Origin of the sequence: Aminobacter sp. Piv2-1 (assembly GCF_037625995.1) — a bacterium.
In the GTDB taxonomy this organism is placed as follows: domain Bacteria; phylum Pseudomonadota; class Alphaproteobacteria; order Rhizobiales; family Rhizobiaceae; genus Aminobacter.
The window spans coordinates 2,280-18,457 of the sequence record NZ_JARKMU010000007.1 but is presented as its reverse complement, the minus strand read 5'-3'; the positions used below and the strand labels follow the sequence as shown (position 1 = coordinate 18,457).

Genomic DNA, 16,178 nt, shown 5'->3' with positions numbered 1-16,178 from the left:
TTTCGGAGACCAGCGTCGACAGCTGGGGCGACGTCGACGTCAAGGCACGGTCGAACCAGATCGTCGATGCGACGGTTGCGGCGGGTGCGGTGGCCGTGTCCGCCGGCAAGTTCGCCTTCGGCCTGTCCGGGGCGGGCGCCTCGACGAAGAACAGGATCGCCGCCCAGGTCGACGCCTATGTCGACGGCGACGGCACCAACAACGCGATCAAGGTCGCGACGCTCGACATCGACGCCGCTGACACGTCGTCGATCACGGCATTTGCCGGCGCGGCCTCGGTCTCGCTGGCCATCGGCCTCGGTGCCGGTTCGGTGGCGATCGGCGTTGCCGAAGCGGTCAACCTCATCGACAACAGGGTTTCGGCCTATCTGCGGAATGCCGGCAATGTGGTCGTCACCGGCCAGATCCCGGTTCAGTCCAACGGCTATATCTATCGCAACACCGTCTTGCGCCCCGGCACCGGCGTCAAGGTCGGCGGCGTCATGGTACCGGCGATATACGACCGTGTCCTGCCGGCCTATGACACGGCCAGCGGTTCGCTCAACATTTCGGCGCGCGAGAACGCCACGCTGAAGTCGCAGGCCTTCATGGCCTCGGTCGCTGCCGCTGCCGGCATCGGCGGCGCGATCGCCGGGGGCGGGGCGGTCACCAAAAACACGGTGACGTCGCAGACTTCGGCCTGGATCGCTTCGAGCACCCTGCAGGTGAACGGCGACATCGCCGTCTCGGCCGAGGACGTCACCACCGTCGAATCCGTCGTCGCTGCCGCCGCGCTCGCGGTGGGCCTGATCAGCGTCGCCGCTTCCGGTGCTTCCGCCGTGTCGCAGGTCGACAGCCAGGTGTCTGCGCAGATCGACGGCTCTACGGTCAGGGCGCGCGACGTGGTGGTGGAAGCCAAGGCGACGCCCAAGGCCTTCTCGGACGCCCAGGGCGTGAACGCAGGCACACTGGCGGTCGGCGTATCCGAGGCCAGGTCGAAGGTCGGCACCCGGGTCAATGCGACGACCTCGAACACGACCTACATCGTCGATAATCTGCGTATCGCCGCGGCCCAGACCTTGCCGGCGGCCGGCGATACGGCCGCCGCGCGGGCGCAAGGCCTGGCCGGTGCCCTGATCGGCGTCGATTCCACCATCACCGAGGCGCTGAACACCAGCACGGTGCGGGCGCTCATCGGTGCAGGCGTCGCGATCACGGCCGCGCGCGCGGTCAGCATCGCCGCCCAGAACGACAGCCGCCAGAAAGCGGAATCGGACAGTGCCGCCTACGGCCTGATCGCAGCCGGCGCCACGATTGCGTCGGCCAAGTCGCTGCCGCGCCAGGAAAACGGCTTGGATGTCGCCAACACCCTGGCCCAGGTGGGTGCCTCGACCGTCATCAATGCCGGCAGCCTGAACATCACGGCGCTCGGCTCGGACAACAACTATGCCAGCGCCAACCCCGGCTCCGGGGGCCTCGTCGCGGCAGCGGCGGCGGTGGCCAAAACCGAAACGCGCGCCTATACGCAGGCGGTGCTCGGCGATGGCGCCAAGGTCAACCTCAGCAAGGCGGCGACGCAGCGTTTTGGCGAAAGCGACCTCGAATTCGAGCTTTACAAGAGCAAGGCCGGCCGCCTCTCGATAAGCGCCGATCACCGGGCCGAAGCCAATATCGGCATCAAGACCAGCGCCTATGGGCTGCTGGCCGGTTCGGGCGCCGAAGCCTACAACAAGATCACGTCGAATGTCGACGCCATCGTCGGCGCCGGCGCGATCGTCAACGCCGGTGCCATCGCGGTGAGCGCGATCAACCGGTTCGACAAGCCGAGCCTCAGCGGCGGCAATGTCGACGGCAGCACCGGCGGCCTGTTCACCGGAGCCGGCGTCAGCAGCAAGACGGACCTTGTGCTGAACACCAAGGTCACCGTCAGCGACAACGCCAAGCTCACGGTCACCGGCAGTTCTCTCGACGCGGGCGAGTTCTCGCTCAAGGCGCTGAACAAGATCTTCTACCGCGAGAACGTCGCCTACAAGGGCGGCGGCCTCGGCTCCGGCATCGGCGCCGAAAGCAAGCTCGACGCCGAGAATCTCTCGGCCACCGTGCAGCTCGGCAGCAATCCGGCGGCGACGACTTCGAACGGCGTCGTGCTCAAGACCGCAGGGCAGATCGAACTGGCGGCCAACACCAGTGCCGACGCGCGGGTGGACACCAGCGTCGACAACTATGGCGGCGTCACCGTCTCGGTGGCCAACGCGACGATCCTGCTCAGCCCCGACAACAATATCTTCGTTGGCCGCGGCGCCAGGATCGAGGCGCTGCGCGACGTCAACATGCTGGCCGGCATGGATGCCAACTTCAACCATGACGACTACAAGCTCGGAGTCTATGCCGATACCTTCGCCGGCAGCGTGATCCCGATCGACAAGGTCACGGCCGACGTCTTCCTGTTCCAGTCGAACAACATCACCATCGCCTCCCAGGCGCTCGTGCGTTCGGGTGGCAACGTGCGCCTGTTCGCCGACCGCTTCGGCCTGGCGCAGATGACCGCGCAGGGCAAGGCGACCAACTGGGCGTCGTCGCTGATGGGTGCCATCGACAGCGCGCTCGGCGGCAAGGCGCATGAGCAGTTCGACGGCACCGCCAACACGGAAGCGCATGCGGTGGTTACCGTCGACGGGACGGTGCAGACCGGCATCAACCGCACCGTCAATGTCGTCATCGACAGGATCGTGGGCGACGCGGCAAACCCAGTGATCGAGTATCGCGGCGGCGAGGCCGACGGGTCGGGTGCAGAAAACGTGACGCTCGGCATCGGCCAGCAACCGTTGCAGTCGAACTACTTCGGCGAGATCGTCAACGCCCGCGCCAAGATGGCCGAATATCGAAGCAACGCGGACCTCGTGGCGTTCTACGAGAGCGAGATCAAGCGGCTGGAGCGGGAGCTTCTGTTCCTCGGCCTGGCCGAGTGGAAGGACGACCCGAACTACACGGGCTCGGGTACGCCGCCGCAGGTGCTGGTGCCGGTCCAGAAGCAGGTACTGACCATCACGGTGGCGCCGATCTACGCGGCGGCCGGCTACATCGACATCCGCGCCGACGTGCTGACCGGCAGCGGCAAGCTGGATGCGCCGGGCGACGTCAAGGTCATCATCGAGAACAAGACCAAGGCGTTCCTGAACATCGCCGGCGTCTACATTCCCGAAAACAATGGCGGCGTCTTCCTCAACGGCTTCCAGAACAAGATTTCCGACTACGCCGTCGCCGACGGTCCGAACAAGAAGGTGATCGAGTTCAACCTCGCCAATGTCGCGGGGGACAACGAGGCCAACCGCGGCAACGATCCGTGGTTCGTCTATTCGCCCTCGGGGACGAATTTGCAGATCACCAAGACCGAGGGCACCGAGGTCGATGCCAAGGTCACCATCACCAACAGCTGGGTGCGCGGCAACGATCCGAGCCCCTGGCCGGGCATCACCGTTTCCGGCGACATCAATGCCATTACCGCCGACGTCAAGATCGACAATTCGGTCGGTTCCGGCGACATCACCATCAACGGCAACATCCGCAGCGCGTCGCTCGACGTGATCACCTTCGGCATGGTGGTGATCGACCTGCCGCCGGGCAGCGTGCTGAACACCGGCGGCGACCCCTATGCCGCATGGAAGCAGATCACCGGCACCGACGGGATGGGGAAGGCGACCGACGGCGCGGTCGATGCCGAACTGGCCAGGGCGCCCGAAAAGGGCATCTACGCCAGTCGCATCTCGATCAATGCCGAGTACATCAATCTTAACGGGCTCATCCAGAGCGGCTACGAGGACTATATCCTCGACATCGACGCGGACACCCAGGCTGAGATCGAGCAGATCAAGAAGGACATCGCCTCGGGCAAGCTGCAGCCGGGCCTGATCGCGCTGAAGACAGTGACCTTCAATGAATTCAAGGCGTTCTGGGATTCGGTCAACGGTCGCGTGTTCCTGCAGGAATTCCGCACGCCGGGCGGATCGATCACCATCACCGGCAAGCTGATGAATACCGGCAAGGGCGCGATCAAGGCGCTCGGCGGCTACGTCAACGTCACGGTCAACAATTTGACCGACTATGACGTGGTCATCCAACGCATCGACGTCACCCAGCGCGGCGCAGGCACCATCATCTTCAACGACAAGGCCAAGCCGTATCTCAGCAACGGCCAGGCTGTGGAAGGCAGCTACACCCAGACCTGGTACCAGACCAACGCCGACGGCAGCGTCGACGTGCGGGTCACGCCGTTCGTGCCGCAGACGGTTGCGCCGACGCCGGGCGTGCCTACCAGCGGTTCGGCGCAGCCCAACAAGAAGATGGTCTCCGCGCTCGGAAGCGGCGTGCTGGGCGCGGCCGTCAATACCGACGGCGCCTTCAAGTACAAGGCGGACTACCAGATCAAGCAGGGCTGGCGTTACGGCTGGTCGGTGGCGAGCGTCCAGAAGGATCGCTTCACCGACACCTACGGCACTTCGTCGTGGATCGGCATCGATGCCCTGGCCAGGGACCCGGACGCGGTGCACACCACCGTGCGCGAGGTGCTTGAGCAGCCGACGCTGGTGCCCGGCAGCGACTACTTCTTCGAAAGCAACATCAGCGACCCGTACAAGTTCGACAGCGCGACCTATGTCCTGAATTCGACCGGGCCGGTGCCCGGCAACAAGTGGACGACCAGCACCTGGTACGGCAAGAAGACCTATTGGCAGCAATACGTCACTGAAACGAGCACGCGCACCGTCGCCACCCATTCGATCGAGGCCGACCGGCCGGTCGCCATCGAGTTCCTCGGCTATGAGGAAGCGACCGTGAAGATCAACTCGACCGGCGCCGGCAAGGTGTTGATCGAAGGCGGCATCCTCAACGACACCGGCCTGACCCAGATCGTGTCGCAGACAGTCATCGAGGCCACGAACGAGAACTCCGTGGTGCAGGGCGTGCGCATCGACCTCGATGCGGACCAGGGCATCGGCACCGGCGTCTTCGCCATGCAGATCGACCTCGTCGACCAGTATCCCGTCGGCTTCAAGGGCGTGAACCAGCCGACCACGGCCTATGCCTATCTCAAGGCCTATTCGTCCGGCGGCGACATCCGCATCAACGAAAAGTCGGGCGACATGTCGATCTACTCGGTGGAGGCGGCGAAGGGAGACGTGTTCCTTTCCGCGCATGCCGGCATCGTCGTTGCGGACCGTGCCGACGGCACCTATTGGGACGGCGTGGTCAAGGGCAACAACATCACGCTGGTCGCCGACCATTATGTCGGCGCGGCCGGCACGCTGCCGTCGGGCGCGCTCGGCGGTATCGGCAACAGCACTGCCCGCACGCTCCGGCTCGATTCCGGCCTGAGCGCCGAGGGTCGAGTCAACATCAAGGCGCAAGGCAATGTTTTCGTTTCGGAAATCGCCGGCGACATGCGCGTCGAGCGGATCGAGACGGCCAACAATGTCTACATCAAGGTGGATGCCGGATCGCTGATCGACGCCGACTACGTGACGGTCAAGGACCAGCGCGCCTATGACGAGCTGAAGAACGGCGTGTGGAGCGACCTGCAGCTCACCACGGGCACCGGCGTCCAGGACAAGATCAACGCCCTGCTGTCGGGCTACGAGTCCGGCATGCGCCAGGAGTACGACACGTATTGGCGCCTGCGCGGCCAGTTCGACGGATCGACGGTGAAGCTCACGGCCAGCGAACGGGCGGTCCTGGAGGCGCAGTACGGCGCCGGCGCCGAGGCGGCCATCGCCACGCTCGAGGCAACCCGCACCGCGCAATATCTCGTCCTCAAGGACAAATACGACAGCTACGGCGACGTCTGGCGGACCGACATCGATGCCGCCTACGCGCTCTATTGGACCTATCGCCGGACGCAGGCGAATCCGGCCGCCTATGATGCCGGGCATGCGGTTCCGGTAACGGCGGCCGAAAGCGCGGTGATCGCCGAACGGCTGCGCGTGGCCGGCATCGAGGCGCTGCAGGTCGAGGCGAGGGCGCTGTACACCACCGAGGGCACGGCAAGCCTGCGCACCGATGGGGAGGCGTCCGCGGGCGCCGCGGGGCTGACCGGAGACGAGCTCGAAGCCTATCTTTCCAACTATGTGGCGATGCGCCTCGAGGAGTATGTCTCCTCGCGCATCGGCGACTATGTCCTCGACAACCTGCAGGCCTATATCGACGCAAGGCAAGGCGCCGAGGAGACGGCCCTGTCGGCAGCCAAGACCGCCGACTACCGCGATCTCGACGAGATGTTCGGGCGCCTGGGTGAAACCGCCGAGGACACGGTTCGCATCAACGGCCAGAAGTTCCTGTTCGCGGTCGGCAGCAAAGCGAGCGACCTGTCCTCGACCATTAAGGTCTGGACAGAGGACGAGCTCCTGCGTGCTTTCGGCGCCGGCCTCACCAAGTCCGTCAGCGATACGGAAGTGGTGGAAGAGCAGCCCAACGTCATCGGCAAGAACGTCACCATCGAAACCGCCAAGTCGGTCGGCAACGTGCAGGGCGAAACGGTCATCGATCTCGGCGACGGCAGCCAGCAGAAGCCGCTGACCGAAGAGGAGCGCGTGGCGCTGGCCGCGGCCGAACGCCAGGACGTCATCTTCATCAAGGGCTACGAGACCGGCCGCAGCAACGCCGCCACCTTCCTGTCGGGGGCCGGCGTGACCTTCGCCAACGAAGGCGGACGCGGCACGCTGACGCTTGCTGGCGGCAACTGGCCGTCCGGCATGTTCAAGGCGGGCGACCTCATCTATGTCGAAGGCTCGTTGCAGAACGGCCCGTCGACCGGGAACACCTATTTCAAGATCGACAAGATCGTCGGCGACAAGATCATCCTGGTCGAGGGCCAGACTGTCACTGCCGAAAGCGCGACGGGGCTCAAGGTCGGCGTGGCGCAATTCGCCAGCGCCTTCATCGACCAGGCCAAGGTCAGCTTCGGCAATGCCGGCAGCAACGGCACGATCAAGCTCGCGACCGGCGCCTGGCCGGCTGGCATGTTCAAGCCCGGCGACCTGATCTACGTCGGTGGCACGACGAAGAACGAGACCCAGGACAACGCCTACTTCACCGTCAAGTCGGTCAGCGGCGGCACGATCACGCTCGCGGACGGAGAGACGCTGACGGTCGAATTCGGCAGCACCGTCAACATCGGCGTGGTGCTCGACGACCCGATGGATACGCAGGCGCGCCTCACCAAGGTGCTGATCAACCGCCGCGAGGATGTCGACGTCACCGTCTCCGACGTGTTGACGGTCCGGGCTGGCGAAGCGGTCTATCTCGGCTCCAGGGAAAGCGTCAGGCTCGGCAGCATCGTGGCTGGCGCCGACGTGGTGACGGGCGATACGATCCGCATCAAGGTCGACGGCAACATCACCAACGGGCTCGGCGCCGGCGGCGGCGTCAACCTGGATGGCCGCGACATCCTGCTCGAAGCCGGCCAGGGCCGCATCGGCGACGCCGGCAATGCGGTTACGGTGACGATGCGCGGCGAGGGCGGGCTGACCGCGCGCGCCAAGGACGACGTGCGCATCACCGCGCCGACCTCGAACCTGCGCCTGGAATCCGTATATTCGCGCAGCGGCGACGCCATCCTGACGGCGACGCAAGGCTCGATCCTCGACGCCATCGACGGCTCGACCTCGACCAAGGTGGAGGCACGCCTCATCCTGCTGACGGCGAAAGGCACGATCGGCACCGCCGACAACGCGCTGGAAATCGACGTCACCGGCGAGGTCAACAACGATGCCGGCGCCGAGCGCGTCAACGACGGCACGATCATGGCCACGGCGGCCGGCTCGATCTTCCTGACCGAGACCCGCGGCGACATGAACGTGCGCGGCATCACCTCGACCGGCGGTGATGTCGAACTCACGGCTGCGGCGGGCCGCATCCTGGATGCCGAGCTTCCGGCGAGCTTCCAGCCCGACGGCACGCCCATCCGCACCCGGGCCGACGTCAGCGGGCGCAGCGTCACGCTGCGCGCCCTGCTCGACGTCGGCGCGTTCGGCGACGAGCTGGAGATCGACAGTTCGGTCGGCGCCGACGGCACGGTGAACGCCTATACGCAGATGGGCAGCGTCTATCTCGTCGAGGCCGCTGGCGACATGATCCTCGGCGAGGTCAAGACTGGGCTGTTCAATGCCGCGGCCTTCGAGGACGCGGTGGCGTTCCTCACCGTGCTCAAAGGCAGCATGCTCAACGGCCGCACCGACGGGCAGGCAAACGTCGTCTCCCGCCGGGCCTATCTGTTCGCCAGCCGCGACATCGGCCAGAGCAGCAAGAGCGTGATGACCCAGGTCCGCAATCTCGAATCCTGGTCGCGCGACAACAACACCTGGATCCACAACCTTGGTGCGCTCATCGTCGGCGGCGTGCGCAGCGACATTTCCGGCGTCAGCGCCGGCGGCAGCGCCTTCATCAGGGCGTCGAGCCCGATCACGATCGCGGAGGACAGCACGGTCCAGAAGGACGAACTCGTGTTCGTGGCGACCGACAAGGCCGGCGGGGACGACGACATCGTCGTTGAGGCCGACGTGAAGCTGGTGGCGACCGTGGGCGAGGTGCGCCTGCTCGCGGGCGACGACGTGCTGGTCGACGCCACGGCGACGATCGAAGCCAAGACCAGGATCGTCATCGCCGGTGACTATCAGGACGCCGGCCTCAGCGATCCGGATGCCGGCACGGGCTCGTCCATACGGCTCTACGGCACCTTCCAGGCTCCGACCATCGAGGTGACGGGCGGCGACGACGGCGACGACATCCTGCTCGACGTCGCAGCCCTGCGCGGCAACAGCTTCGTGCGCGGCGGCGTGGGCGGGGACAGGATCGTCGTCGACGGGTTGCCGACGATGAACACCTATCAGGGCGTCACCGTGTCCGGCGCCTTCGCCAAGGACGCCAACGGCCGCGACCTGCGCGACGAACTCACCATCGACGGGCAGGGCGGCACGGACGCCGTGATCGTCAACATCGATGGCGCCTCCGACTATGTGATGAACGTCTACGACAGCGGCGCCTCCGACGACGGCGTCGACACGCTGACCATCGAAGGCACGGCGGCGGCCGACAGCTTCCTGTTCCGCAAGAACTTCATCGCCAACATGCGGCCGCTGGCCGGTGGCGGCTATGCGCCGGCGCTCGAGCGCATCAACTACAACGCCAGCATCAACGGCCGCGTCGTCGTCAACGGCAATGCCGGCAACGACAGCTTCTACTTCGACGACAATGCGTCGATCCTGACCGTCGATGGCGGGCTCGGCGACGACTTCTTCCAGGTCGGCCAGGTGTTCGGCAGCTCTCGCAACGAGAAGATCGGCCCCGACGGCAGTCTCGATCCGAACGGCAACTACGCCATCACCCCGGTCGAAGACCGTTTCGCGACGATCAAGACCACGCTCGGCTACCTGTCGAAGGGCATCACGCTGCCGGCCGTGCTCTACGGCGGCGACGGCAACGACAAGTTCAGCGTCTATTCGAACTACGCCGATCTCAGGCTGGAGGGCGAGGACGGCAACGACGAATTCGTCATTCGCGCCTTCGCGCTGGCCGACGGCGTCAACGTCAGGCTCAACGGCGGCGCCGGCGACGACATCATCCAGTACAACGTCAACGCGCCGGTCAGCATCGACGGTGGCGCCGGCTTCGACAAGGTCGTGGTGCTCGGCACCGAACTGAACGACGTGTTCGTCATCACCAAGGACGGCGTCTATGGCGCCGGGCTCACCGTGCGCGTCGCCAATGCCGAGGCGATCGACGTCGACGGTCTCGAGGGCGACGACACCTTCTATGTACTGTCGACGGCGAGCGACATCGTCACCACCCTCATCGGCGGCCGCGGCAGCGACACCTTCAACGTCGCCGGCGACGTCACTAAGACCGTCGTGTCGGATGACGGCAACGGCAGCAGCGGAACGGTCAGCCACACGGTCAAGAGCGACGACCCGCGCTACAACGGCCTGTTCGTCCGCGGGCTCGACTTCAAGGCCAAGGGCGACAGCAGCGCTGCGGTGGACACCGCAGACGGGCTCAAGGTCCGCGAGGGCGACGAGAGTTCGATCGACAGCTACGAGCTGACCCTGCCGGCGGCGCCGCTCGCCGGAACCATCGCCTATGTCACCGTCTCGGCGGCGCAGGCGTCCGCGGCGCTGCGCGACAAGAACGGCAAGACCGTGCTGGTGTCGCTCGACGGCGTCAATTTCTCGGAATCGCTGACGGTTGCGTTCGACAGCGGCAACTGGAGCAGCGGCGTCACGATCTATGTGAAGGCCGAGGACGATGGCGCCCGCGAGGGGCAGGCGGTCGTGGCGATCAGCCATTCGGTCATCCATGTCGACGGCAACGGAAATGCGCTGACGCCTCCCGCGCAAGGCCAGTTCGACGGCTACCAGATACCGAACGTGCTGGTGACGGTCATCGACGACGACAAGCCGGACGTGCTGATCAACGAATCGAGCGGCTCGACGGGCGTGCGCGAGGGCGATGCAGCCGGCGACAGCTACACGGTGGAACTCACCAAGCCGCCGGCAGCGGGCGAGATCGTCACCGTCAAGCTGACCGCGGGCAGCCAGCTCGGCCTCTCGGTCACCGAGATCAAGTTCGCCCTGTTGGCCGACCCGGCCAACGGCATCTTCGCCTGGAACGCGGCGCAGACGGTCACCGTAACCTCGGTCAACGACGGCGTTGCCGAAAACCGGCTGGTCCAGCTCATCCGGCATTCGGTGGAATCGAGCGCCCAGGGCGGCGTCTATGCGGGTGCCGAGAGCCAGGAAGTGCGCGTCGACGTGGTGGATGCCGACACGGCGGGCGTCGAGATCATCGAGACCGACGGCAGCACCAGCGTGTCGCAGGCCGGCGAGACCGACAGCTACCAGATCGTGCTGACGGCGGCGCCAACCGCGCCGGTCAAGGTCTACATAAACATCGACGGCCAGGCCAAGGTCGACATGGCCGCCCCCGGCAACCTGGTGCAGCAGGACGCCGACGGCTACTACGTCGAGTTCGATGCCGGAAACTGGAGTGTCCCGGTCACCGTCAACCTGGTGTTCGACGGCACCGTCCAGGCCCCGCCGAGCGGCATCCGCGCCTTCTCGCAGCAGCCGCACGATCTCAGCCGCATCAACGGTCCGCTGAACATCGTCGGCGGCGTCGGCGACACCGACCGCTCGCTGACGGTGGCGGTGGCGCTGCCGACGGAAGCCAACCACCCGGTCGCCGTCGATTCCGGCGAGAACGGCGAAGGCGACGTCGACCAGCTCGTGGTGTTCAGCGACACGGCGCAGGCGCCGCTCTCGGGCGTGCTCACAAAGAACACGATCACCGGGCTCGGCATGCCCTCTGAGCCGCTGATGGTCGACTACAATGACGGCAACCCGCCCGTGCCGGTGGCGCGCGGCATCACCTACAACGGTGTAGGCGTCGTCGAAGTGCTGCTCGGCACCGCCAACGACAGCTTCGTCATCAAAAGCACCGCGGAAGACACGCTGACGGTGGTCCATGGCGGCGGCGGTGCCGACACGCTGAGTGTGGTCGACAGCACCGGCCCGGTGGTCCTGTTCGGCGACACTTCGGCTGACGGCAAGCGCTACAGCGCTACGCCAGAGGCGCCCAACGGCACGGCCTACAGGTTCGTCAACTATGGCGCCGACACGATCGACGCCTCGGGCGCCAAGGGGGTGGTGGTCATCGACGGCGGCGCCGGCAACGACACGCTCACCGGCGGCCAGGGCACCAGTTTCATCGCCGGCGGCACCGGCGACGACCGGATCATAGGCGGCACCGGCAGGAACTGGATCATTGGCGACGCCGCCTTCAACGTCGGCTACCTGACGCGAACCGTCATCATCGACGACGACGGCGTCGACGCGCAGGGCCAACCCGAGGCGGCAGGCGCCGACATCATCACCAGCGGGAACAGCGACGACGTGATAATCGGCGACTACGGCATCATCGCCCAGGTGCCGACGATCGCCGGTTCGACGCTGGAAGTCGTTCCCGGTACGCTCGACATGATGAACGACCGCACAGTGATCCTGGTCAGCACCAGCAATCCGGCGCTCGGCGGCGACGACCGGATCGATGCCGGCTCCGGCAAGAACATCATCTTCGGCGGCACCGGCGACGATGCGCTGACCGCACGCGACGGCGACAGCGTCATCCTCGGCGACAACGGCATGGCGCTGTTCGACGAGAATGGCGTGCGCGTGCGCGTCGAAACGATGGACACCGCCTATGGCGGCGCGGACACGATCACGGTCGCGGCCGGCGACCACGTGGTGATGGGCGGATCGGGCGGCGACAAGATCGAGGCTGGCGGCGGCGACCACGTCATCCTCGGCGACAACGGCAAGGCGATCTATGTCTCCGGCGGCCTGGCATCGGTTCGCAGCGGCTGGGACCAGTATGACGGCGCCGACGAGATCGAGGCCGGCGACGGCAGCCATGTCGTCTTCGGCGGTGGGGCCGGCGACGACATCAAGATCGGCACCGGCAGCAGCGTCGTCTTCGGCGACAGCGGCTATGCCGAGTTCCAAGGCACGCTGCCGAAGCTCGCCTATTCGATCGACACCGACAAGGGCGGCGCCGACACGATCGAGACCGGCGACGGCGACCAGATCGTGGTCGGCGGCGCGCTGGGCGACACGATCACCACGGGCGGCGGCTCGGACATCGTCTTCGGCGACAATGCCCGTCTCGAATTCGCCATCGAGGTGGTCAACGACGTGAATGTGGCCGACCTGCAGCGCGGCCTGACCATCGATCCGCTGCTGGGCGGCGCCGACACCATCAGGGCGGGCGGCGCGAACGACATCGTCATCGGCGGCACCGGTGGTGACACGATCTATGGCGGTGCAGGCAATGATCGCCTGTTCGGCGACCATGCGATGTTCGGCCTCGACTATGCCGATAGCCAGCGCGTCATCTCGGTCTATGTCGGGGCCGGCGACGGCGGCAGCAACGACACCATCTATGGCGATGACGGCAACGACATGGTCATCGGCCAGCAGGGCGACGACATGCTCTATGGCGGTGCCGGCGACGACGACATCACCGGCGGCAGCAACGTCGTCGGCGGAGCCGACGGCAACGACACCATCGACGGCGGTGCCGGCGAAGACGTGCTGATCGGCGACAACGGCATCATCGCGCGCGGCGTGGTCGGCGGCACGAGCTGGAAGAACACCGTCTGGCGGCTCAATCCCGCCATTCCCGGCAAGGCGCCGTCGCTTCTGCGCGAGGTTGTCCTGTTCGACCTCGCCGATGGTGTCGCCGGCAACGACACCATCCGCGGTGGGGCCGACGACGACCGCATCTTCGGCCAGCGCGGCAACGATACGCTCTATGGCGATGACGGCATCGACGAGATCGTCGGCGGCCTCGGTGCCGATACGATCGATGGCGGCGCCGGCAACGACATCGTGCTCGGTGATGCGGGCCAGATCCTGCGGGCGTTCAATCCCGACGGTTCGGCCGTGCTCAACAGCGACGGCAGCTGGCATCGCAACGTCGTGCTCGAGGAGGTGGCGACCATCACCGGCATGGTCGCGCTGAGCTCGAACAAGACGATCTCGCGCAACGGCCTGTCGATGCAGCTTTTGTCGCCCGATGTCCTGCTGCTCGGCGGCATCGGCACCAACGTCCCGTCGGCGCCGACCCCCTGGAACACCCAGGCGATTGGCCTCGACCTCGAGGCGGCCTATGACGACGTCATCACCGGCGGCGACGGCAACGACGTAATCTTCGGCCAGCGCGGCAACGACACGCTGAACGGCGGCGGCGGCGACGATACCATCTTCGGCGACCGCGCCTCCAACACCAGTGGTTTCAACACCGACCTGCCCAAGATCGTCAACGCGTTCCGCGTCATCGGCGCGGCGCAGGGCATCAACGTCACGCTGCCGTTCGGCGGCGAGCTGGTCGTGCCGCCAGCCAATCTGCTGCCGGCTGAACTGACCAACGCCATGCCGCAGATCGAGCTCTACCCGACGGCGGAAGGCTTCCTCGGCGAGTTTTTCGGCAAGAACAGCATCACGGTGGCGGGCAATCAGAGCTTCAAGGCGTTTGCCTCGCTGATCGGCGACGTCACCCGCGTGGGTGATCTGGCCTATGGCAACGACATCATCGACGGCGGCGCTGGCAGGGACACCATCTTCGGCGATGACGGCCGCGTGACGGCGATCGCCGAAACCTCGCTGACGGTGATCGACAAGGAGATCGCGGGCCTGTCGGTGTCCTTGCGCGACCTTTTGACCGACTTCTCGTCGCTGGGCTTTGCCCAGAATGCCCTCGACGCCACGCCGGGTGGCGCGGCGATCGACGTGGTGATCGGAACGGACACGATCAACGGCGGCGGCGACGACGACACCATCTTCGGCGACAGCGGCATCGTTGTCGTGCCGGCGAGCCAGCTGGTGCTCGAGGCCGCCGACGCCAAGGCGGCCGCGCTCAAGCTCTACAACTGGCTGATGGACTTCCAGACGGTCGTGGCCGACACCTCCTATGTCGCGCACGCCGCCGGCGAGAAGGTGGTGCTGGACTTCGGTGCCAGGACCAATCCGGGCGGAGCGGTCTTCGTGCCCGGCCAGACGGCGCTGCGCGCGGCCACCCATCGCCTCGTCATCGGCAAGGACACGATTTCGGGCGGCGCCGGTTCCGACCTGGTGGTCGGCGATCATGGTCTGGTCAACGTCCCGCTGGTGACGTCGTCGACGGCCGCCAGGCCGGCCAGCCTGACGACCACGGAGCTTGCCGCGATCAATGCGGCGCTGGCGGCCCAGGACCAGAGCCGCGCCGCAGCGCTCGTTGCCCACATCGGCCGAGACCACGCGATCGACGCCACGGTCAACAAGGCCGGCGACTGGCTGTTCGGCAACGGCCTGGGTTACGGCCTCGATGTCAGCAACGACACCATCTACGGCAATGACGGCGGCGACGTGCTGATCGGCGACGTGGCGCTCATCGAGCAGCCGATGATGGGCATCGGCCACACCGGGACCACCCAGGGGGTGATCGCAAGCGGGCTGCAGAACGCCTTCTTCCGCACGCTGGACAGGCTCTATCTCGGCAACATGAGCAGCGGTACGGCGAGGGCGGAAGCCTGGGGCGTGCAATCCAAGCTCACCGCGGGCAAGACCAAGGATTGGTCGATCAACGGCTCGGTCAACAGCTGGCTGCTCGAGGCCGCCGACAAGCGCCAGTCCAGGCGTCCCGGCTTCGATTTCATCGTGCTCAACAGCGATGTGATCGACGGTGGCGCCGGCAACGACGTCGTGTTCGGCGACATGGCGGCCATCCTGCCGATCGTCGAGACGACCGGCCAGCCGGGCATGATCGAGAAGATGCGGGTGCTGCCGGTCGGCGAGACCGGCGCGACGCTGACGGCGACGCTGCGCTACATCTACAACTTCGGCCTCTACGGCTACCTGCACGGGGCGCCGCTGACCGACGTCACCCGCGTCTCGCTGTACAGGGTCGATGCCGACACCATCGTCGGCGGCGACGGCAACGACGTGCTCTACGGCCTGCTCGGCGACGACAACCTTGCCGCTGGGGCCGGCGACGACCAGCTTTCGGGCGGCGCGGGCTACGACACGGTCAATGGCGGTGTCGGTACCAACATCCTCGGCTTCGACCGGCGCCGCGACAAGGCCGTGGCCGGCGGGGGACGGGACATCGTGCGCCAGACGCTCGACGCCTCGTCGAGCAGCCTGGTGCTCGGACGGTCCTGGATCAGCCCGCTGACTGCCGGCATCGGCGCGCATGTCGCCAATGCCGTAGGCTCGCTCAATCCCGCCGGCATGAACGTCGTCCGGGTGGGCGGTGCGGCAGCGCCGGGCGCCGGAATGTCGACCACGTCGCGTAATGTCGGCTTCGTCACGAAGGCTCAGGTCTGGGATTCGCAGGTCGATCGCCGCTTCGCGGCGAGCGTCGGAAGCGAGCTGCTGGCTCACCAGGACAACCCGAACCTGTCGGTTCCTGCCGAGCTTTCGCCGCTCCAGGCGCTGGCCTTCTCGCCGCTGTCGCCGAACGATATCATCGCCGGCATCCGCAGCGGCAGCATCGTGGTCAGGGTAGGCGAGGAAGAGGAAGTCGCGCCCTATCTCGACCTCGACGTGCTGCTGTTCGACGAGAACACCGACAGCTTCGTCGCCGGCCGTGGCAGCGACGACGACATCGCCTTCTATTGA

1 protein-coding gene (only partly in view) is annotated in these 16,178 nt (G+C 66.3%); it reads left to right on the top strand.

The genetic code is table 11. The features are described 5' to 3' along the window. Nucleotides 1-16,178, top strand: the 3' portion of a protein-coding gene (locus AmiPiv_RS14140) for an LEPR-XLL domain-containing protein (protein WP_340038117.1). It extends 12,352 nt beyond the left edge of the window; 16,178 of the gene's 28,530 nt are visible here — the last part of the coding sequence; the start codon falls outside the window, past its left edge; the stop codon is at nucleotides 16,176-16,178.